Genomic DNA, 22,055 nt, shown 5'->3' with positions numbered 1-22,055 from the left:
ATACAATTCTGATTAGAATAATATATTAACCGATAGCAATAACTAATTTTACGATAGAATAAATATATGTCGAAGAAAAAGAAAATAAATAAAACACGGAGCATTAAATCTGAAGACTTCGAAACAGACTTGTATAATTTTATTGCGACCAAACCGGAACGTGGAGTTGCATTAAAACAAATTGTAAAATGGTCATTAAAACAAAATGATGGTGCCGGACTATTTGATTCAATAGAAAAAATGGTTGATCAAAAGCGCATCGAAGAAGTTGAGCAAGATAAATTTCGAATAAAGCCTACATTCTCTCCTGAGGATACACTAATTGGTATTGTAGATATTACCCGTTCGGGAAATGCGTATGTAATTATTGATGGAAAATTGAATGATATTTTTATTCCATCACGAAGCACAAACAGAGCATTTAATGGTGATGTTGTTCGTGTGAGACTTACCCGGAAATCCAAATCACAAAAACAAGAAGGTGAGATTGTAGAAGTAATTAAAAGACAGAAAGAAACTTTTATCGGGCATATACAAATCAATAATGATTTTGCTTTTGTAGTTACTGATAAGGAATTTAATAATTACGATTTTTATATTACACCTGATGAAGTAAAACGATCAAAAGTTTCGGATGGAGAAAGAGTAATTGTGCGATTGAAAGATTGGCCGCCTAACATGAAAAATCCTATTGGTCAAATTGTAGATAAATTAAAACCTGCAGGCGATCATGAAAGTGATATGCGGGTGATAATGGTTGAAACAGGAATCAATTATAATTTTCCGGAAGATGTAGAAAAAGAAGCTGCTGCTATATCAGAAACTATTTCAGAAGAAGTAATTGCAAAGCGCAGAGATATTCGAAATACATGGACAATAACAATCGATCCACATGATGCAAAAGATTTTGATGATGCAATCAGTTTGCGCAAATTGGAAAATGGCAATACAGAAGTGGGTGTACATATAGCGGATGTTTCGCACTTTGTTACCGTTGGAAGTCAGTTAGATAAAGAAGCATATCAACGAGCTACTTCTGTTTATTTGGTTGACAGAGTTATTCCGATGTTGCCTGAAAAATTATCCAACAATGTTTGCTCATTAGTTCCGCATAAAGACAGACTTACATTTTCTGCAATTTTTGAATTTAATGATAAGCACGAAATAGTGGATACTTGGTTTGGCAAAACTGTTATTCATTCCGATCGTCGTTTCAGTTATGAAGAAGCACAAGAAATAATTGAAAATAAAACCGGTGAGTTTGCCGAAGAAATTTTGCAATTAAATGTTATTGCACATAAACTGCGTGATGAAAAATTTAAAAATGGTGCTATCGCTTTTGAAACTCAGGAAGTAAAATTTATTTTGGATGAAAATAAAGTGCCTATCGGTTTATATGTAAAAGATAGAAAAGAAGCGCACATGCTTATCGAAGATTTAATGTTGCTCGCCAATAGAAAGGTTGCAGAATTTATGGGTAAGACCTCTAAAGGAAAAGCACCCGAAGGGAAACAAGACAACACAAATTATCCTTTTGTATATCGGGTGCATGATGTTCCGGATATTCAGCGATTAGAAGAATTTGGATTAACAGCAAAACGTTTTGGTTATAAATTAAAATTGGATTCACCACAAAATATTTCATCTGAATTAAATAAATTGATGAAAGAAGTGCAGGGAAAACCCGAACAAAATGTATTGGAACAAATGGCAATACGATGTATGGCAAAAGCAGTTTATACCTCAAATAATATTGGACATTACGGACTTGCATTTAACTATTACACACACTTTACTTCACCCATCCGGCGCTATCCTGATTTATTGGTGCATCGCATTTTATTTGCTGCTTTGCATCATAGCAATAAACCGATTTCAAAAAATGATTTAGAAGAAAAATGTCGCTATGCTTCTGCGCAGGAACGCACAGCAATGCAAGCAGAAAGAGAAAGTGTGAAATACAAACAAGTGGAATATTTATCGAAACATATTGGTGAAGTATTCGAAGGAATAATTTCCGGTGTAACTCATTTCGGAATTTTTGTTGAGCTGCGTGAAAATAAATGCGAAGGTATGGTTGCGGTAAATTCAATTCGTGATGAAATGACGTTTGATGATAAACGCAGAAGACTTGTTAGCCTAACAGGAAATAAACCTTTTGAAATGGGTGATGTGGTAAAAGTAAAAGTGGTGAAAGCAGATTTGGATGCACGAAGGTTGGATTTTGTGTTTGTATAAAATCAAAATCTAATCCATACAGAGATTCCCTTCTAAAAATTTCATAAAATATTTGGTTTAGAGATGCGGGTAAATTTGTGAGAACTAAATGGCTCTTTTAACAAATTCTTCCAGTATTTTATCGAATGAAAATTCGATTTACTTCAATTTTTTGTTTTTAATGTCTAAAAGTTTTTTAGCCGAAATTTTACTTACTACTTTTTTGCCTGATTTTTCTTCTATTTCTTTTCGGGTATTTCCTGCAATAGTACCGCCTTGTTTGGCAATGGTTTTATTTTGAGCAAATGTTTTTGGTTTTTTCTCTTTGCTTATTTCTGTTGTGGTGGCTTCGGCAAGCATATTAAGTACCAACTCAAGATTGGTCATATTGTCTCTTAAATTTTCTTTTTTTAGGTCTTTGTGTTTTTTATATTCTTTTACCGATAATCCACTCCACGCTTTAGTGATTTCATCGGTGAGGATGGCGTATTCCTGTCCTTTTTTTACGCCTCTTTCATCCCATTCATCGGTGAGCTCTTTGCGCACTTCTATGCTTTTTAAGCGTTGATTAATCCATTCTTTGCTATAGCCTTTTTTCAGATAGGTTTCCATTAATCTATCAATACCTATTTCGGGGTCTTCTATCTCGTCTATTCTTTCTCTCGCTACTTTTGCTATCCACAATTTAAAAGGCTCAGCTTTGGGTGAGGGAATTGATTGTATTAAGCGAAATAATTGTTCTGTATCGGCTACATCGGTTTTATAAAATTTACCATCAGTAGATTGTAGTTTCAGTTGGTTACAGTTTGTAACCAACTGGCTTCCTTCCTTTGTTAGCCTGTGTTTGAGCACTTTCCAGTAGTTATTTGGATTTGTGCTTTCTGATAATATCCCCACAACATCTACTATCGAAAAATACCATTTTTCTTCTTCTTCATTCCAAATAGAACGCACTTGCTTTTGCTCAAATAATTTTATGGTTTGTTTTTGTTCCATATAATACACGATTACACAATTCGATAGTTACACAATTCAATTTTACAATTCTACTATTCTAAAATTTAAGCCATTGCCTTCGCCTTTAGCCTTCGCATTTTCCGGATTCAACGATTCCCCAATTCAACGATTTTCCGATTACACAATTACACAATTCGCCAGTTACACAAATTCAATTCTACAATTCCCCAAAACTACTTTATAGAATCAAAATCCAACATTTCCACTTGTTCAAATATTTTTTTCGGTACACTTTCCCAAACATGAATATTTGTTATTGAACCCACTTTGCCTCTGCCAGATGCTAAAAGAATTTTACCATACCAGTTATAATCTGTCCATGGATTTGTAATTGCAGGTTTGTTATCATCTGCATTTGCAAAGTAATCCCACTGCGATATCAAACGTGTTTCAAAATCAATATAAATAAGATATTTATTTTCAGGAGTTGCTCCCACATTATCATAAGAGAGTTCTAATATTTCCGCTTTTCTGCCATCCGCAGTTTCACCCCTCTCTACATAAGAAATGAATACACCATCATCAAATAATTTAAATGGCATCAGCAACCAATAGGAATCATTCATCCAATACAATCTTGCCTTCTCTAAATATTTGGTTAATGAATCCGGTTGCGTCATTTGTTTTCCATCCATATATAACAAACAAGTTTCATCGGTGAGAGAAGCAATAATGGAAATTGATTTATTCAGTATATCAACTCTCACTCTATTGTTCTGTTTATCCCAAAGCAATTGTCTTTTTCCAAAAAAATTCCAGCCAATATATCTTGTTGCATTATAATTATCCATGCCGCCCATCATGTTCACCGTTTCATTTGCTAAGGCTTTGGCTTGAGTAAGTGCTTGCTGAGATTTAAGTTCTCCATTAAACAATAGTAAAACAAACAACCACAAGAATGTATTCTTAATTAATAGTTTCATAATTCATTTACTGTTTGATTTTTTATCAATCGTACACCTTTATATAATATCACCGAAGTAACACACATAATAACATGTGCAAAATCTACGGCTCTAAACCACGGATCATTAATATGAATTTTTGCAATCTGAACAAATGCTGCTATTAAAGAAATTCCCACTGCAATTAAAATCCATTTGCTCGCCTGATTACCCGTTTTTTTATAATTGATTAATTCAAATGAACCGACAACAATTCCTAATCCATAGAATGCATGAAATTCTACCCAAAAGAAATTTAAGGTAACCACAGCAGTTGTAATCATAATTGCTAATTCAACAAAATTTAATATGGGTAAAATCTTGTGAAGTGATTTTGGCATTTGAGGTAATACATGCATAATAGCTGCCCGCTCAATTAACATAATGGCAAACATACTTGTAATCCATCCGGGAAGTTTCCAACCAATTCCCAATCTGTAACAAAGTGCATGACCGAAAACACCACCAAGCAATGTTGCCAAACCAATCATAAAAAAGAAATATCTGTATAGTTGATTTGAAAGCGTTGGAGTTAATTCTTTTTTTGATTTGAAAAAAATTCTCCAGGCAATTATTGTAATTAAAATATCGGTGATGGCAGTAACCGGTTCCTGAACTAACACATTATATATATAGATGTTAGTTTCATTATTACACAACTCGGTTTGATAAGGAATAAACGACATACAAAAACGAAAATGAATAAATATTTCTGAAAATAAAAAACCCCGGAATAAATCCGGGGTTTTCAACCAAAACAGGTTTCCAATGGCAAAAGTAAATTGTTTATGGAAACCTTTATCTTTTATGTAATCATGTCATTGGAAGAACAATCTCTGAGGCAAATATAATTCGTTTGGAAATGCCCTCAAATTAAACGCTGAAAATTTTTTTTGAACATTCTATAAGGTATTGCATTTCAATACATTACTTATTTCCAACTTCTAATTTTAACAAATAGGCGACATATTATGAAAATGACAATATAAATTGCCATCCTGTCAGCAATCCTGTGCCTAAGCCTTTACAGACATATACTTTGGGAGAAGTAGAGTCAGGTTTTCGCAGGATTCCAAAAGCCGGGGGAGCTGTAAAAGTTAAATTATTGGCAAGCCTGAATTCCGGCTACCTTAAAAACCTCATCCCTTCGCTTCGGAAATATTAGAGATTGTAAGTAATACCGAGGTTTAAGCCGGGTTTAATAAACTCCTTCATATCAACAGAAGCACTGAGTACTCTGAAATTAACCTGAATTGGAGTATTAAATTCCTTCCTGAAATCATAACCTGTTCCAATACCAAACTGCGGGAGGAATGCACCGTGGCTTGCAAATAATGAATTTTCAAAAGATGAAGCACCAAGATCTGCCGGTTGGTTTTCAAATATTTGGGCATAACCTGCAGAAGCAAATAAATCTACTATAAAGCCGGATTGATAAATCGTTTTAAAATCAAGTTCAATATTGACAAATGCTGCAACTGACTGTACATCAGTTTTAACTATACCAAATTGAGGGACGAAATACAAATGCTTATCTGTATAGCGAGTTCCTTTATTACATTGTATTTTTTGATGTGTCGCATAGAGAAAATCATATTCCGGACCGATAGCGATTCCGGGATATTGCATATCATAAGCCATAAAGTAAACTCTAACCGGGTGTTGCTTTCCACTTTTTTGTTTACCGAAAGAGTTGGCGAATTGCGCATTTGCATTCTGGATGCAGATAATCATGGCTATCGCCATAACTATAGATTTAAGATGGTTGTGTGTCATTTCCAAATTGGTTTGTTTCATAAGCAAAGCAAAGGTGATCCATTACTTTGCCTTCTCCATAAATGTTAGCTTACCAAAGTGACCCAAAAGTGACTGTCATTCACATATTGACGGATATCTGCATTTTTATAAAGCGGTTATAGGAGTATCTTTTGGATAAGTCACGCTGAATTCAAACTGTAATTTCTTAGTCTCTTTTGCCTTAACTTTCTCTTTCCATGTAAGAATTCCGCTGGCTAAATCTATATCAGATCCACCTTTATTCAGTATCTCTACCTTAATCTCATTGACCTGACTTACCGGAATATGATCTTTTATTACCACATCTATATTATATGCTTTGGAGTTACGGATAGAAATTTCGAACGCACGGTTAAGGGTAACATTTGAGTTTAAGAATTTCTCATTGGTTTTATCCTTCAATACAATTCTCTTCACTTCTATTGATTTGTCTCGTCCCAAAGAAACCTCCATTGTATCGCTCAGGCCTCCGGCGTTAAGCATCGTTTTACCTACATAAGTACTGTTAAAGTAAATATTTGCATTACCCGGAATCAGACTTAGTTCCTCCCAGCCTGTAATTCTGGCAATCAAATAAGCAGACTGATCAATTTTAGGGATTGCCAAATAATTGTAATCGGATTTTAAGGTGGCTGTTTTCAAAGCCACAATATGTCCTTTACCATCAGATGGAATTGAATATTTGAGACTAACGGCAAATTCTGTGTTGGCAATTGTTTGATTTTGGGCCGTATAATTTGAACTGATATCAGCAGGTTTTTGATTCAGATAAGTATCTACTGCACCTGCGGAAGTTGTTTCTGCCATTTCAGAAGATTTTACTTTGTCATCCTGATAATCTCTTTCATAATAACTCTGATAATAGCCGATATACCAAGTACCGATTGCAGGAGGATTATTTCCAAGAGAAGGATTTCCTGTACTGCAAGTAATCAAAACATCTTTCCAATTAATTCCTGTGTTCTGCCAGATATTTGCCTTATATGTAAGCTCAATAGGTTTGCTCACATCAATAGCCTTCAAATCATAAGTGGCATACCATCCTGCATTGTAGGTAAGATAATTTACTTCCACTTTTGCAGATACAGATTGTTCTGCCACCACTGAAATTACTATCTCCGGAACAGGAATATTTTCTATTGCGATATTTTGCTGATTCCAATAGTTGTTTAATTCCGAAAGCCGGTTTTGCAGGCTATTTAACAATAATGTATTCGCCAACTCTTTCCTTTGAAGCTTTACCAATTCATCTGAAATCTCATTCAGTTTAATATCATAATATTCCATTGCTTGTTTTAATACGATTAATGAATCGCTCTTTCCTTCACCTTTCAATAATTTATTACTAAGCATCATTTGCTTTTGATAGCTCAGATTCTCTTTTTTAAAATTCAAATCCATCGCCACGAAATTCAATTCGGTTATGGAATCATTTACTTTATTTATTTTTCTTTGAATATCATCCGGCAATTTCCCGCTTTCATTTGGCTCAGGATAAAACATGCGATACTGCACATCTAAAATTGTAAAATCTCCAAAGCCACTAGCCTGCACACTATTCGCATCAATTGCCGATGCGATTCCACGAATGATTATATCTGTAGAACCTTTGCTGAGTTGTAGAGATTGGGAATGATATAATTGTACTCCGCTTAAAAAGACAGTTGCTTTTTCTATAGGTGCTTCAATAATTGTTTCTTTTTGAGAAAATAAAAATGTTGATTGTAGCATCAACAGAATTGCAATAGCAGATTTCATAATTAAAAATTTACAACTGAGATGCTCTCAAGGTTGTATTCCATAAATCATTGTAATGCCTGCTTATACACTTTCAAAACTCTCTCTCTTGCTTCTTTATGATTTACTATTGGATTTGGATATTGCGCAGTATCTATTTCAGGAATCCATTTGCGTATATATTCCTGATCCATATCAAATTTTTTTAATTGTTCTGCAGGATTAAAAATTCTGAAATAAGGAGCCGCATCACAACCACTACCTGCTGCCCATTGCCAACCACCATTGTTTGATGCTAAATCATAATCCAAAAGTTTTGCTGCAAAATATGCTTCGCCCCATCGCCAATCAATTAATAGATGTTTGGTAAGAAAACTTGCTGTTACCATGCGCACCCGATTATGCATAAAGCCAGTTGTATTTAATTCACGCATACCTGCATCCACCATCGGATATCCGGTTTCACCATTGCACCAAGCATTAAATTCTGATTTATTATTTCTCCATTGTATGTTATCATAAGCAGGTTTAAATGCATGACTAACTACGTGAGGAAAATGAAATAAAATCATTTGATAAAAATCCCTCCAGATAAGTTCATTCATAAATACAGCATTGTATTGTATCGCAATTTTTGCGAGTTGCCGGATACTGCAAGTTCCAAAACGCAAATGCACACTTAAACGAGTTGTACCTGACAACGCAGGAAAATTTCTGGTGTTATGATAATGTTCAATAACATTTATATCAATTATAGAAGAAGGAATTGAGATTGTTGATTTAGTAAATCCCAATGATTCCAAAGAAGGTATTTCAAAATCTTGAGTATTTAAATAATTTGCTTTTAATTTTTCGGAAGGAAACTCTTGTAATGTATTGGAAGTAATTTTTAATCGGTACTTATTTGCATACGGTGTAAAAATAGAATACGGTTTGCCATCCTCTTTTACTACTTCATGTTCTTCAAATAATACCTGATCTTTAAAAGTATAAAAAGAAATATTTTGAGATTGTAAAAAATCTGCTATTAATTTATCTCTCTTGATTCCATACGGTTCATAATCTTTATTTGTATAAACTGCTTTTATTTCAAATTGAGTTACAAGAATTTTCCATACATCAAATGGATTTCCATATTGTATTAACAGCGAAGCATTATTTTCTTTCAGCGTATCATTTATTTCCAGCAGTGTGTTATAAATAAAATTTACACGGGCATCAGATTTATCCGAGAGATCAGATAAAATATTTTTGTCGAAAATAAAAAGAGGTAATACCGGAAAGTCACTTTGCAATGCATGAAATAATGCAGTGTTATCTTGTAATCTCAAATCTCTGCGAAACCAATGTATTACAACCGGCTGATTTTTTTGCATCCAATCTAAACCATTGAATCCAGTATATGTTCATTGAGTTTTGCCAACAATATATCAGCCATTTCCTGCTTGTAAGTAATGCCTTCGAATGTTTCCACCCATTGAATACCATGGATTGTATTGGTTATAAAAAATTCATCTGCCTGCAATATTTCTTCTATTTGTAATTCCTTTTCAATCACTTCAATTCCTATTTTACGACATAGTTTAATAAGCACTCTGCGCATCACTCCATTTACACATCCTTCTGTTGTAGCGGGAGTAATTAAGACATTGTCTTTGCGAATGAAAAAATTTGAAAACAACATTTCTATTGGTCTGCCTTCCGTATTTTTTATGAGCACATCATCTAATTGATTTTCCTTTGCATATATTCCTGCCATTGTATAAATCATTGCATTGGCAGATTTAAACTCTGAAAATTTATTCTGCATTTTTTTTATTTCATCGAACACCCCAATTTGCAAACCTGTTTTATTGATTATATAAAATTCATTTTCCAAAGGTGAAATTTCAATGATATATTCTGCACTAAAATTTTCGGGCGTGTATTTTCCTTTACCCGCTCTCCAAAAAGTAAGACGCACTCTCGCATTTGTAGATTCATTTTTTTCAACCAATTCTTCCACTTGATTTTTAAAATAAGGAACTGTCCAGAAATCGGGTAGTTCCATTTTCAAAGTATCTAATCCTTCAATAAATCGCACATAATGTTGATTAAAAAACATGGCTTTTCCACGAAATACTTTTATGGTTTCAAACAAACCATCACCAAATAAAAAAGATCTGTTGTGAGCAGGAATTGAAAACAAAATCTCGTCAATGAATTGACCGTTATAATTTATCAGCATGGTAGTAAGTAATAAAATCTGAAGTGATTGAATACATTAAAATTGTATTTCAGGAATATCCCCTTCAACAATTAAACGACCTTCAGTTTTAGATTTAATTTCATCTACACTCACTCCGGGGGCACGTTCCAATAATTTAAATCCATTGGGGGTAATATCAAATACACCAAGATCAGAAACTACTTTTTTCACGCAGCCTAAACCTGTAATAGGCAGCGAACATTGTTTTAATAATTTACTTGCACCATCTCTGCTAGTGTGTTGCATAGCTACAATAATATTTTTTGCACTGGCAACTAAATCCATTGCACCACCCATTCCTTTTACCATTTTACCGGGAATTTTCCAGTTGGCAATATCACCATTGTCTGCAACTTCCATTGCACCCAAAACAGTAAGATCAACTTTACCCGCCCGTATCATTCCAAAGCTCATTGCGCTATCGAAAAAAGCAGAGCCTGGCAAAGTTGTAATAGTTTGTTTACCTGCATTAATTAAATCCGCATCCACATCTTTCTCCTCCGGAAATGGCCCCATTCCCAACAATCCATTTTCACTTTGCAGAGTTACAGAAATTCCTTCGGGAATATAATTGGCAACCAATGTAGGAATACCAATTCCAAGATTCACATAATATCCATCTTGTAGTTCACGTGCAATACGTTGTGCAATTTGATTTTTATCTAACATATCTTATTCAATTTAAAATAAAAATTATTTTCTTACTGTTCGTTGTTCAATGCGTTTTTCATAATTGCTTCCCTGAAAAATGCGATGCACATAAATGCCGGGTGTATGAATTGCATTCGGATCTAATTCACCAGCAGGTACTAATTCTTCCACTTCTGCAATTGTAATTTTTCCTGCCATTGCCATCAGTGGATTAAAATTTCTTGCAGTGCCTTTATAAATTAAATTTCCCGCAGTGTCGCCTTTCCATGCTTTCACAATTGCAAAATCCGCATCAAAAGCATATTCCATCAAATATTGTTTGCCATTAAATTCACGCATTTCTTTTCCTTCCGCTACTTCAGTTCCCACACCGGCAGGAGTATAAATTGCAGGCATTCCATAACCGGAAGCCATACATCTTGTAGCGAGAGTACCTTGCGGAATTAATTCCACTTCTAATTCTCCACTTAATAATTGGCGTTCAAATTCTGAATTCTCACCCACATAACTTGCAATCATTTTTTTTAATTGCTTTTTCTGCAATAACAATCCAATTCCAAAATCATCTACTCCTGCATTGTTAGAAATGCATGTAAGATTTGTAACTCCTTTTTTCACAAGTGCATGAATACAATTTTCCGGAATGCCGCATAATCCAAATCCTCCTAACATTAAAATGCTATTATTTGAAATATCAAAAATTGCAGCTTCTGCATTTTCAACTACTTTTTGAATACTCATTCTATTTGTTTTTTACTTTCTAATAAACTTAATCGTTGTGTTACTTCTTTATAAATATAATTCATAATTAATGGATGCTCGGAATAATAATCATAGCTGCTTTTAAACTGTTCATATTCCACATGATGCATAGCCATAATTTTTAAATAGTCGGACGCAATAATTTCATTTTTATGTTCCCGCATTGAATCTGTTTTCAATTCCTGCATAGTAGCTTCAGCTAAATGAATATCTGCAAGGATTTTTACCATCGGTCCAATTTGTATAATAGTATCGGGCACATCATTCAACATACCTTTATTGAAAACCAAATCGCTTTTTGGTTTACATTGCATCAACGAAAAAATCAGGATAAAACTCAAGGCTGTTCTCAACTGTATAAAGTAATTTTGCGCACAGAAGCTAAGATACAAAATGCATAGTAAATATAAGGAAATAAAGCAATTTTTAGATGCGCACAACGCTACATTAGTAGCTGTTTCAAAAACAAAACCTGTGTCTGAAATTTTAGAGATATATAATTCAGGACAAAGAGATTTTGGTGAGAACAGAGTGCAGGAGTTAACAGAAAAAGCAGAGCAATTGCCAAAGGACATTCGCTGGCATCAGATTGGACATTTGCAAAAAAATAAAATAAAATATATTGCACCATTTATTTATTTAATTCACTCTGTTGACAGTTTAGAATTATTGATTGAGATTAATAAACAAGCACAAAAACACAATCGTATTATTTCTTGCCTGTTACAGATTTATATTGCAAAAGAAGAAACAAAATTCGGTCTGAATGAAAAAGAGCTTTATGCATTATTAAACTCATCGGAGTTTAAGGAGTTGAGTAATATAAAAATTACGGGATTGATGGGAATGGCAACTTTTAGTGATGATAGCGATTTAATAAAAAATGAATTTCGACATTTGAAAAAATTATTTGATTCCATTAAGAAAGAATTTTTCAATAATGATTTTAATACAATTTCAATGGGTATGTCTTCTGATTATATTCTTGCCATTGAAGAAGGCGCAACTATGGTGCGCATTGGCAGTTTAATTTTTGGTGATAGAAATTAGATTTGAGTAATTATTTCCACACAAGAATGCTAATACAATCTGGAATTATACGGATATTAACCGGAGTAAATCCTAAGTATTCACCATCTGCTTCCACATGAATAGGTTTTGCAGTATGAATTACAATTTCTTTTGCCTGAAATGTTTTAACAGCAGCCATATTTACGAAGCTGCCATTTCTCAATTTTGGTAAACTAAAAATCATTTTCAATTTACTCATATCACCAATAACAGACATATCCAACAAGCCATCATTATATTTTGCAAACGGCAATTGTTTCATACCTCCGCCATTATAATTACAAATACCTGCTGCAACAGAAAGCGTTTGAATCTTGCAAATCTTACCATCAATAGTATAAGTTGCCATTGTATGTTTATAGCTGAACAGTGTTTGTAAAATTCCAATCCAGTAGCGAAATTTAGATTTATTAAATGCACCCATTCCTTTTGAAACTTTGTAGGTAACAAGTCCATCAAAACCTATCCCGGCGATATTAATAAAATAGCGTTTTTCAGAAATTTTATTTTTATAATATTCAATAATCCCTACATCATGTAAAAAACTTTGATCCGCTTTTAAACTACGTGCCACTGCTTCTAAATTATGTGGGGTGCCGATGCTGCGCACCCAATCATTTCCGGTGCCGACAGAAATCATTGCCACAGTTATTTCCTCCGGACGATCAGCATATTGCATTATTCCATTCACTACTTCATTAGCAGAGCCATCGCCACCAATTATTAGTATGTGTCTTCCACCGGCTTGTAAAGCAGCCTGCACAAGTTCAACTGCATGCTTATGAAATTTGGTTTCTGCAAATTCTATATTTACGCCCGACGATTCTATGAGTGGCTTCAATTTCTTCCATAATTTCGTTGCTTTACCACCGCCGGAAAGAGGATTAATTATAGTAAACCATTTTAATTCTGAGAGTTCCAAATGAAAATTATTTTATACAAAAGAAACAAAAACTATGGATTCAAAAGATTTTCGTAAACAAGGTTATGCAATGATTGATCGTATTGCTTTTTATTATCAACAAATAGAACAATACAAAGTACTTGCACAAACAGAACCGGGAAGCATTAAAAATAAACTGCCGCAATCCATGCCCACAAACGGAGAACATTTTGAAACCATTGCGAAAGATATTGATTCTATCATTATGCCTGGCATTACACATTGGCAACACCCGGGATTTATGGCAATGTTTCCATCGAATGCAAGTTTCCCTTCTATACTCGGTGAATTATTTGCAGCAGGTCTTGGCATCAATGCAATGTTTTGGGATACATCTCCCGCTGCTGCAGAATTGGAAGAACAAGTATTGAATTGGTTACGAGATGCAACGGGATTACCCAATACTTTTAAAGGTGTAATTCACGACACTGCTTCTTCATCTACATTCACTGCAATTATTTGTTCTAGAGAAAAAATATCTAATTATAACATAAATGAAAATGGATTTAAAGATTTTACTTCATGTACAATCTATTGCAGCAATCAAGCACATTACTCTGTAGAAAAAGGTGCGAAAGCTGCAGGCATCGGAAAAAATAATGTGAGAAAAATTGTTACGGATAGAAATTTTGCAATGGATGTAAATGCACTTGAACAAACAATTTTAAGTGATATTCAAAATGGTAAAAAACCCATGATGGTAGTTGCCACTTTAGGCACTACAAATTCTCTGGCGTTTGATCCATTATTTGAAATAGGAAACATTTGTAAAAAATATAATTTATGGTTACATGTGGATGCTGCTTATTCAGGTAGTGCATTTATTTTGCCCGAATATCAATACTTATTAAAAGGAATTGAAAATGCAGACAGCTATGTGATGAATGCGCATAAATGGCTGATGACAAATTTTGATTGTTCTTGTTTTTATGTGCAGGATGATACATTACTAATTAATACTTTCAGCAATAATCCGGATTATATAAATGCAACAAGTGATAATGCTGTGCGCAATTATAAAGATTGGGGATTGCCTTTGGGAAGAAGATTTCGTGCATTGAAATTATGGTTTGTGTTGCGCAATTATGGACTTCATGGATTACAAACTATTTTGCGAAACCATATTGCTATTGCTGATACATTATACAGTCAATTTGTAAACCATCCAAATTGGGAAATTATGGCGCCGTTTGCAATGAATGTAATTTGTGTGCGCTATAACAATACTGATTTATTAATTGAAAATCACGTAGATATTTTTAATGAGCAACTATTAAAACAAATCAATCAATCAGGAAATTTTTATTTAACAGGAACAAAATTAAATGGCCAATATGTATTGCGGATTGTTCCAGGCCAGGAACATGTAACACGGCAGCATACAGATAAATTATTTGCAGAATTAAATGCTGCGGCTGTTCAGCTTATCAATTAATTTGAATAATTATTTACCGATGTAATGATTGAATCCCTTAATTCCAATAATTGCTGAAACATACTATCACTGCTATTTTTCCACTTTTTAAAGCGTAGTACACTCCACCATTTATTAATATCCTGCCAATAGTGAAATGCGATGATTCCGGTAATAGGAAAAGCTATTAGAAATAGGACCGCAGAAATAAGACTCCCAGTAAACAATTTTGTAATAAAAAACAGCAGAATATACCACACAGGAAAAAGTATAATTCCCATTGCATATTTTAATGAGCTATAAAAAATTGCTTGCTTCACATTATTCTCAATTACTTTTTCAATGAGTTTGTAGGGTAAATAATTTACTGCAATACCAAACACATATACAGGCAACATCACAATAAAATATAACATCATCATTATTATTACAATCCAATTGTGTCGGCTGGGATCAAACGTATTTTCTCTGAATCGAAAGTGTTGTAACAATTTTTGATATTTATGCAATTGCAATATTAAATCAGAAAACATTTCATGAGATTCATTACGAATATTTTCTATTTTTTTTATCAAAGGCTGTTGTTCATTAAATTTTGATATGGGTTCAAGCAATTGTTTTCTTTCTAAAATATTATAGCGGGAAATCATATCACTTATCTTTTCAATGTCTGCCATATAATGTGAATGTGGAATATGTAAAGCCACTTCCTGCATTCCCTGTTCAATTGCATCTTTTAATTCAGAGGTAGCACTCACCGCATTTTGAAAATACTTTTCTTTAAAGTCTGCAACAGAAATCGGTTTACCAAAATTTATCATCTGCCATTTTCTAAATTTTTCTGCATCAGAATAATTTACACCAACGGGCACTATCTGAATATCCGGCTCCCAATTATATGCCTCCATTGCACCAAATGCAATTTTGCAAATTCCTTTTTTTAATGGTCTTACACTATTTTCATTTATGCAATCACCTTCGGGATAAATTCCCAGCATTTGATTTTTAAAAAGTAATTCATAGCAAGCAGCAAAAGTGGGATCGTTAGAAATATTTCTATTACCCGCTCTGTCTCTCTCCCTCCAGATAGGCAACATGTGAAAGAAGTAAAATAATTTCTTCATCCACTTCGAACTGAAAGCATCACCTCTCGCCAACTGAAACACCTGAATATCTTTTGTATTTACAAATGCCAACGAATCCATAAATGCATTGCGATGTGTAATTGCAAAAATGATTGGCTTACCAGTAGGAACATTTTCCCACTGATGAATTGAAAATTTAGAGTAGTAAAATTTAAATGGAATCTTTACAAGCAGGAATTGTACAAGCCAATACCAGCGATCCCACAATACAATTTTATGACCTTGAAATTCAAGATGACCTACATTTCTTTTAAAAAATCTTTGGATTTTCATTTAGCACCGCAAACTTAGAAAATGATTTACAATGGCAATACTGTTCTTTGTGAAGATCTTGCATCCAAGCGATTCCAGTAATAAGCAATTGCCAATCCTGTAATCAAATCCCAGATGCCCCACCAGCCGGCAGTTACAGCCATACCGCCCAATCCATTGAAAAAAGTAAATATTAAAATTAAACCTAAAGCAGCATTTTGAATTCCTGTTTCAATCGCAATACATTTCTTATCTATAAAATCTAATCGAAATAATGCAGCGATTCCATAGCCGGAAAAAAGCGCCATAATATTATGTAAAAACACCAATAAAAAAATCACTTGAATCACTTCTAAAAAAATAGAATAGTTAGCTAAAAAAGCAAATACAATAAATGCAATAAAAATGATTAATGAAATAATGCGTACAGGTTTTATAATGAATGCCGTAATGCGGGGAAGAAAATGTGCAAACAACATCCCTATAGTTAATGGCACTCCTAAAATTGTAAAAACAGTGGAATACATTTTCCATGGTTCAATACTTATTTCGATTAATAATTCTCTTGCCGGTGCATAAAGATTTCCATATAATGCAAAATTGAATGGAGTCATAAATACACATATCACAGTGCTGAATGCAGTAAGTGTTACCGATAAAGCAACATTTGCTTTTGCATAACTCGATAAAAAATTTGACATGTTTCCTCCCGGGCAAGCGGCTACTAATATTAATCCCAATGCAACAGATCCCGATGGTTGAAAAATAAGTATTAATAAGTATGTTAAAAATGGCAATACTATCCATTGAGATAAAATACCTGCTACTGCTTTTCGAGGATACATAAACAATCGCTTGAAATCACTTGTGCGCAAATTCAATGCAATACCGAACATCAAAAATGCCAACAAAAAATTGAGTAACAATAAATTTCCTTCACTCATGTGAAGCCTGATCTCATCAATGGCCATATACCGGTTTAATCTTGTTCAGGATAAAAATAAGTTTTTGAAATGTGTTTCCTCAAAACCACTGTTGATTTCCAAAAATTTATACCTTTCAATACATTCAAAAAATATTATTAATCAATATTCTTTGATTTCCTGATGAACTTGTATAAATTGCGTTTCCATTTATTTTTTAACCATAAATACCTACTATATGAAATCGTATGATAGTGAACACATCAAAAATGTGGTTTTGGTTGGCCACTCGGGCAGTGGCAAGACAACTCTTGCCGAGTGTATGTTATTCGAAGCCGGAGCAATCAACCGCAGAGGATCCATTGCAGAAAAAAACACCGTATCGGATTATACAGATCTGGAACATGAACGGGGTAATAGTATTTTTTCTACGCTATTAAATGTGGAATGGAAAGAAACCAAAATTAATATTATAGACACACCCGGTATGGATGATTTTGTGGGTGAAGTGGTGAGTGCTTTTAAAGTTGCCGATACAGGAATTCTTGTAATAAACGGTGCTAATGGTGTGGAAGTGGGAACAGAATTAATTTGGGAAATGGCAGATGAAATGCGCAAACCAATGTTGCTTGTTGTAAATCATTTAGATGAAGAAAAATCAGATTTTGATAATACTATTACTCAAGCAAAAGAACGGTTCGGATCGAAAGTAACTGTTGTACAATATCCAATTAATCAAGGTGTAGATTTTAATGCAATTATTGATGTATTAAATATGGTGATGTATGTTTTTCCAACAGACGGTGGCAAACCGGATAAACAAGAAATTCCTGCAAACGAAAAAGAAAAAGCAAAACAACTCCACGATGAATTAATTGAAGCCATTGCAGTGAACGATGAAACATTGATGGAAAAGTTTTTTGATAAAGGCACTTTGGATGAAACCGATATGCAAAAAGGATTATTACTTTCGATTCGCAATCATGATTTTTTTCCTGTGTTTTGTGTATGTTCAAAACATAATATGGGTAGCGGACGCATTATGGGTTTTATAGATTATTGTTGTCCGAGTGCTGCCCACATGATGCCTGAAAAATTAACCAACGGTGCAGATTTACCATGCAATTCGAATAATCCTACTGTTGCATTTATTTTTAAAACTGTAAGTGAGCCGCATCTTGGTGATATGAGTTATTTTAAAGTATGCAGTGGTAAAGTAACTACAGGAATGGATTTAATAAATACAAATACGGATGCTGCTGAACGTATCAGTAATATTTATACTGTAGAGGGAAAAAAACGTGATAATATTAATGAAGTGATGGCGGGTGATATAGCTGCAACAGTGAAATTAAAAAAGACGCATACCAATAATACTTTGGCTGCAAAAGGTGAGAATGTTACTGTTACTCCAATTAAATTTCCTTTGCCAAAAGTGGAAGCTGCAATTGAAGTACATAATAAAGGTGATGAAGAAAAAATGGGTACAGCACTACATCATATTCATGAGGAAGATCCCACTATTTCTGTTGATCATAACATGGAATTAAAACAAACGATTGTAAGTGCTCAAGGCGAATTACATCTTGCAATGTTGAAATGGAAAATAGAACATTTGTATGGAATTCAATTTGATTTTATTAAACCTCGTATTCCTTATAGAGAAACAATTCAAAAAGGTGTAAAATCCGACTACAAACATAAAAAACAAAGTGGCGGTGCAGGACAATTTGCAGAAGTGCACATGTTGGTTGAACCATTTTATGAAGGCATGCCCGATCCAAAAGATTTGAATGTACGTGGACGTGAAGAACATGAATTAAAATGGGGCGGAAAATTGGTGTATTTAAATTGCATTGTTGGTGGCGCTATTGATATTCGTTTTCTGCCTTCTATATTAAAAGGTGTGATGGATAAAATGCAAAATGGTCCGTTGACAGGAAGTTATGTGCGTGATGTAAGAGTGAGTGTATATGATGGAAAAATGCATGCTGTTGACAGTAATGATATGGCATTTAAACTTGCAGGAACTATGGCATTTAAAAATGCGTTCCGTGAAGCAGATCCGAAATTACTTGAACCTATTTATGATTTAGAAGTGATGGTTCCGCCTGATATGATGGGTGAAGTAATTGGCGATTTACAAACCCGCAGAGGTATTGTAATGGGTATGGATACAGATGGTCATTATCAAAAAATAATTGCACGAGTTCCACTAGCAGAATTGTATGGATATTCTTCCGCTTTGCGCTCACTCACACAAGGCAGAGGAAAATTCAAGAGAACATTTTCTGAGTTTGCTGCTGTTCCATTTGAATTACAACAACAATTAATGCATGCACATATAGAAGAACTTGCTGAAGCATAATTTGTGTAATAATTGAATAATAAAAAGCCGGTTTATTGCCGGCTTTTTAGTTATTGTTTTCAAATTAAAAGTCATATTCGATAAATATTTACTTTCTATATATTATTTATTGTTTTATTTCAGATTCAAAAGTTTAAATTTGATAATGAATTTAGAAAAAAATTATAAACCCGGTATCTATTTATATACAATAACAAGTACCAGTGGCGAAATAAAACATGGTAAGATCATAAAATTATAATTTATGAATTCTAAAATGCTAATTATCATTTTATTTATTTTTCATGTACTCAATTTATTTGCCCAATCAAAGTCGGATAATTGGTATTTTGGTGATTCAGTTCTTCTTAAGTTTAATGAATTCACATTAGAAGCAATTCCAGCCGCAGGTATTGCTCATGAAGCGTCTGCCTCCATCTCAGATAATAGTGGCAATTTATTATTTTATACCAACGGAGTTTCTGTTTGGAATAGACTAAATGCTATGATGAGCAATGGAGACAGTCTTGACATTGATCAAATTGTTGAATACGGTTCGTCCATAACACAGGGAGTAATAATTGTACCATTTCCTGAGAACGATAATCAATATTATATTTTTACAATCGCTGATTCAAATCTAAAATATTCTATTGTTGATATGTCTCTTGACGGTGGATTGGGCGATATAATAGATAATAAAAATATGCCTATTATTTTTGACAAGTTAACTCAGCAAATGAATGCTGTTTTACATGGGAATGGTTTAGATTGGTGGCTCATAATTCATAAAAAAGGAATTGACGAAGATTCATCTAATGTATTCTATAAATTACTGATAACTACAGATACAATTTTTATTAATACACAACTTGTTGGAAAATTGAGAAGCGGAAATAATGTTGGTGAGATGACTTTTACACAAGCAGGTAATAGATTAGCCTTAGCTGACAATAATGGTCTTGAGATTTTTAGTTTCGATAGATGCACAGCTCAATTAGTTTCCTTATTCTATTTACCAATTTCTAATATTATTGATTCAGATGATTATCTCTATGGGTGTGAATTTAGTCAAGATGGCAATAAACTCTATATTTCAACACTTAGCTTAAACGAATTCTCTAAATTGTATCAATATTGTTTTAATTGTAATGATCCATTTCCAGAAACACAAAAATTGATATATGATCTTGTCGTAGATAATTATTTGTTTTTACCTAAATATACATTAGGTCAACTTCAAATTGGACCAGACAATAAAATTTATATTGCCACTAGCCATTTTTTAATGCCTACTGATGATTTCTCAGAATACACTATGAATCTTAGTGTAATAAATAACCCTAACATAGAAGGTTTAGCATGCAATTTAGATACTAATAATATTTACCTTGGAGGTAGAAGAACACTTTATGGCCTCCCAAATTTGCCTAACTATAATCTCGGTGCTTTGGCAGGCAGCGATTGTGATACAATAATAGAGGTGGCAATAGATAATATAGAAATACAAAAGGTTGCGGTTAATATTTACCCAAATCCTGCAAATAATTTTATAATAATAGATTCTCATTTTACAGAATATTCCGGAATTTCTTTAGAGATAATAAACATGAATGGAATAAAAGTTAAAGAGATATATATCACCTCTCCTTCTCAAAAAATAAACACAGATAAATTGTCTTCAGGATTATATAACCTGATAATAAAACAACAGGGTAATAATCTATTTAATACCAAACTCACTATTCTACATTAATTATTTATTGAAGCGAAATTTACAATAGCATAATTTGTGTAATAATTGAATATTAAAAAGCTGGTTCATCGCCGGCTTTTTTGTTCCTAAAAATTCAAAATAACCGATATAGCAATCATCCGGCTTTTCGAAAATAATTTTAAAATTATTTGCTTTCTTCATAATTATTCTATATTTGCATCCTTGTTTAACTAAATTGTTAAATCATTGGGTAAAACTACAAAACAACTACAGCCGGGAACAGAAGAGCAAATTCTGAATGCTGCCCGCAGAGTATTTACTCGCAAAGGATTTGCTGCCGCAAGAATGGAAGACATTGCGCAGGAGGCAGGTATCAACAGAGCTTTACTACATTACTACTTTCGAAGTAAAGACAAGATGTTTGATATGGTGTTTAAAGAAAACATGGGGAAATTTTTCCAGGGATTTATTACTGCACTTCAGGGTAAAGAATCCTTTGAAGAAAAAATCAAACGATTGATTTCAGGGGAATTAGATACACTCATTCAAAATCAGGACTTGCCACTATTTATCGTAAATGAAATTGCACATAATCCTGAAAAATTAATTGGCAATATGCAGCATTCACATATCGGTGATTTTCGCAAAGAGTTCGAAAAATTGGTGAAGGCAGAAATTCGCAAAGGCAATATAAAAAAAGTGGACCCACGGCAGCTTATGATGAATTTACTGGCAATGAGTGTATGGCCTTTTATTGCTAAACCATTGCTCATGGCAATTATGGATTTAGATCAGAAAACATTTGAAAAAATGATGATTCAGCGCAAAGAAATAATTGCAGATTCGATATTACTCTCTATAAAAAAATAG

Annotated in this window: 19 protein-coding genes; 6 read left to right on the top strand and 13 right to left on the bottom strand. The window is 33.5% G+C overall.

Annotated elements, in window-relative coordinates:
* Positions 1 to 66 precede the first annotated feature (66 nt).
* Positions 67 to 2,238 carry a ribonuclease R gene (gene rnr / locus IPN31_01615; GenBank protein MBK8680613.1) on the top strand — a complete coding sequence of 724 codons (2,172 nt, stop codon included), beginning with the start codon at positions 67 to 69 and terminating at the stop codon, positions 2,236 to 2,238.
* 138 nt (positions 2,239 to 2,376) lie between these two features.
* Here the strand turns inward: rnr and IPN31_01610 are convergent, their stop codons facing one another.
* From IPN31_01610 to IPN31_01565, 10 genes are all read right to left on the bottom strand, one after another.
* Positions 2,377 to 3,213, bottom strand: a complete 837-nt coding sequence (locus IPN31_01610; protein ID MBK8680612.1) for a Bro-N domain-containing protein — start codon at positions 3,211 to 3,213, stop codon at positions 2,377 to 2,379.
* 194 nt (positions 3,214 to 3,407) lie between these two features.
* The gene (locus tag IPN31_01605) at positions 3,408 to 4,157 is read right to left on the bottom strand and encodes a hypothetical protein (protein MBK8680611.1); all 750 of its coding nucleotides are present in this window, start codon (positions 4,155 to 4,157) and stop codon (positions 3,408 to 3,410) included.
* A complete protein-coding gene (locus IPN31_01600) occupies positions 4,154 to 4,930 on the bottom strand; it encodes a hypothetical protein (protein MBK8680610.1) in 777 nt (258 codons plus the stop codon). The genes IPN31_01605 and IPN31_01600 overlap by 4 nt, the downstream gene beginning before the upstream one ends.
* Positions 4,931 to 5,339: 409 nt before the next feature.
* Positions 5,340 to 5,975 carry a hypothetical protein gene (locus tag IPN31_01595; protein ID MBK8680609.1) on the bottom strand — a complete coding sequence of 212 codons (636 nt, stop codon included), beginning with the start codon at positions 5,973 to 5,975 and terminating at the stop codon, positions 5,340 to 5,342.
* A 105-nt stretch (positions 5,976 to 6,080) separates the two neighbouring features.
* A complete protein-coding gene (locus IPN31_01590; GenBank protein MBK8680608.1) occupies positions 6,081 to 7,733 on the bottom strand; it encodes a DUF4139 domain-containing protein in 1,653 nt (550 codons plus the stop codon).
* 47 nt (positions 7,734 to 7,780) lie between these two features.
* Entirely contained in the window at positions 7,781 to 9,088 is a 1,308-nt protein-coding gene (locus tag IPN31_01585) for a deoxyribodipyrimidine photo-lyase (protein ID MBK8680607.1), read from the bottom strand.
* Positions 9,089 to 9,093: 5 nt separating this feature from the next.
* Positions 9,094 to 9,939 (bottom strand): aminotransferase class IV, encoded by an 846-nt coding sequence (locus IPN31_01580; GenBank protein ID MBK8680606.1) that lies wholly within the window; start codon positions 9,937 to 9,939, stop codon positions 9,094 to 9,096.
* Positions 9,940 to 9,975: 36 nt separating this feature from the next.
* Positions 9,976 to 10,629 (bottom strand): CoA transferase subunit B, encoded by a 654-nt coding sequence (locus tag IPN31_01575; protein MBK8680605.1) that lies wholly within the window; start codon positions 10,627 to 10,629, stop codon positions 9,976 to 9,978.
* Positions 10,630 to 10,653: 24 nt separating this feature from the next.
* Positions 10,654 to 11,352 carry a CoA transferase subunit A gene (locus IPN31_01570; GenBank protein MBK8680604.1) on the bottom strand — a complete coding sequence of 233 codons (699 nt, stop codon included), beginning with the start codon at positions 11,350 to 11,352 and terminating at the stop codon, positions 10,654 to 10,656.
* A complete protein-coding gene (locus tag IPN31_01565) occupies positions 11,349 to 11,726 on the bottom strand; it encodes a DUF4296 domain-containing protein (protein MBK8680603.1) in 378 nt (125 codons plus the stop codon). The genes IPN31_01570 and IPN31_01565 overlap by 4 nt, the downstream gene beginning before the upstream one ends.
* Before the next feature lie 40 nt (positions 11,727 to 11,766).
* On the opposite strand from IPN31_01565, the gene IPN31_01560 reads away from it, so the two are divergent.
* A complete protein-coding gene (locus tag IPN31_01560) occupies positions 11,767 to 12,423 on the top strand; it encodes a YggS family pyridoxal phosphate-dependent enzyme (protein MBK8680602.1) in 657 nt (218 codons plus the stop codon).
* A gap of 10 nt (positions 12,424 to 12,433) precedes the next feature.
* On the opposite strand, the gene IPN31_01555 is transcribed toward IPN31_01560, so the two are convergent.
* The gene (locus tag IPN31_01555) at positions 12,434 to 13,366 is read right to left on the bottom strand and encodes a diacylglycerol kinase family lipid kinase (GenBank protein MBK8680601.1); all 933 of its coding nucleotides are present in this window, start codon (positions 13,364 to 13,366) and stop codon (positions 12,434 to 12,436) included.
* A gap of 34 nt (positions 13,367 to 13,400) precedes the next feature.
* On the opposite strand from IPN31_01555, the gene IPN31_01550 reads away from it, so the two are divergent.
* The gene (locus IPN31_01550) at positions 13,401 to 14,822 is read left to right on the top strand and encodes an aminotransferase class I/II-fold pyridoxal phosphate-dependent enzyme (GenBank protein ID MBK8680600.1); all 1,422 of its coding nucleotides are present in this window, start codon (positions 13,401 to 13,403) and stop codon (positions 14,820 to 14,822) included.
* Here IPN31_01550 and IPN31_01545 read toward each other — a convergent pair.
* Positions 14,819 to 16,219, bottom strand: a complete 1,401-nt coding sequence (locus IPN31_01545; GenBank protein MBK8680599.1) for a 1-acyl-sn-glycerol-3-phosphate acyltransferase — start codon at positions 16,217 to 16,219, stop codon at positions 14,819 to 14,821. The genes IPN31_01550 and IPN31_01545 overlap by 4 nt on opposite strands.
* A 26-nt stretch (positions 16,220 to 16,245) precedes the next feature.
* On the bottom strand, positions 16,246 to 17,169 hold the full coding sequence (locus IPN31_01540; GenBank protein MBK8680598.1) for a bile acid:sodium symporter family protein: 924 nt from the start codon (positions 17,167 to 17,169) through the stop codon (positions 16,246 to 16,248).
* 190 nt (positions 17,170 to 17,359) lie between these two features.
* On the opposite strand from IPN31_01540, the gene IPN31_01535 reads away from it, so the two are divergent.
* From IPN31_01535 to IPN31_01525, 3 genes are all read left to right on the top strand, one after another.
* A complete protein-coding gene (locus IPN31_01535) occupies positions 17,360 to 19,489 on the top strand; it encodes an elongation factor G (protein ID MBK8680597.1) in 2,130 nt (709 codons plus the stop codon).
* A gap of 244 nt (positions 19,490 to 19,733) precedes the next feature.
* Positions 19,734 to 21,224: a T9SS type A sorting domain-containing protein gene (locus IPN31_01530; protein ID MBK8680596.1), complete on the top strand. Its 1,491-nt coding sequence runs from the start codon at positions 19,734 to 19,736 to the stop codon at positions 21,222 to 21,224.
* Between the two features lie 207 nt (positions 21,225 to 21,431).
* Positions 21,432 to 22,055: a TetR/AcrR family transcriptional regulator gene (locus IPN31_01525; protein ID MBK8680595.1), complete on the top strand. Its 624-nt coding sequence runs from the start codon at positions 21,432 to 21,434 to the stop codon at positions 22,053 to 22,055.

The organism is Bacteroidota bacterium (genome assembly GCA_016715425.1).
In the GTDB taxonomy this organism is placed as follows: Bacteria; Bacteroidota; Bacteroidia; order Chitinophagales; family BACL12; genus JADKAC01.
The sequence above is the reverse complement of the archived record's forward strand: the minus strand, read 5'-3'. Positions and strand labels throughout refer to the sequence as shown.

Excerpts from the sequence above, each read along its gene's own strand:
- IPN31_01575 (MBK8680605.1), bottom strand. The coding sequence starts at position 10,629 with ATGTTAGATAAAAATCAAATTGCACAACGTATTGCACGTGAACTACAA.
- IPN31_01545 (MBK8680599.1), bottom strand. The coding sequence starts at position 16,219 with ATGAAAATCCAAAGATTTTTTAAAAGAAATGTAGGTCATCTTGAATTT.
- IPN31_01540 (MBK8680598.1), bottom strand. The coding sequence starts at position 17,169 with ATGGCCATTGATGAGATCAGGCTTCACATGAGTGAAGGAAATTTATTG.
- rnr (MBK8680613.1), top strand. The coding sequence starts at position 67 with ATGTCGAAGAAAAAGAAAATAAATAAAACACGGAGCATTAAATCTGAA.
- IPN31_01535 (MBK8680597.1), top strand. The coding sequence starts at position 17,360 with ATGAAATCGTATGATAGTGAACACATCAAAAATGTGGTTTTGGTTGGC.
- IPN31_01550 (MBK8680600.1), top strand. The coding sequence starts at position 13,401 with ATGGATTCAAAAGATTTTCGTAAACAAGGTTATGCAATGATTGATCGT.
- IPN31_01605 (MBK8680611.1), bottom strand. The coding sequence starts at position 4,157 with ATGAAACTATTAATTAAGAATACATTCTTGTGGTTGTTTGTTTTACTA.
- IPN31_01530 (MBK8680596.1), top strand. The coding sequence starts at position 19,734 with ATGAATTCTAAAATGCTAATTATCATTTTATTTATTTTTCATGTACTC.
- IPN31_01580 (MBK8680606.1), bottom strand. The coding sequence starts at position 9,939 with ATGCTGATAAATTATAACGGTCAATTCATTGACGAGATTTTGTTTTCA.
- IPN31_01610 (MBK8680612.1), bottom strand. The coding sequence starts at position 3,213 with ATGGAACAAAAACAAACCATAAAATTATTTGAGCAAAAGCAAGTGCGT.
- IPN31_01590 (MBK8680608.1), bottom strand. The coding sequence starts at position 7,733 with ATGAAATCTGCTATTGCAATTCTGTTGATGCTACAATCAACATTTTTA.
- IPN31_01570 (MBK8680604.1), bottom strand. The coding sequence starts at position 11,352 with ATGAGTATTCAAAAAGTAGTTGAAAATGCAGAAGCTGCAATTTTTGAT.
- IPN31_01560 (MBK8680602.1), top strand. The coding sequence starts at position 11,767 with ATGCATAGTAAATATAAGGAAATAAAGCAATTTTTAGATGCGCACAAC.
- IPN31_01595 (MBK8680609.1), bottom strand. The coding sequence starts at position 5,975 with ATGAAACAAACCAATTTGGAAATGACACACAACCATCTTAAATCTATA.
- IPN31_01585 (MBK8680607.1), bottom strand. The coding sequence starts at position 9,088 with ATGCAAAAAAATCAGCCGGTTGTAATACATTGGTTTCGCAGAGATTTG.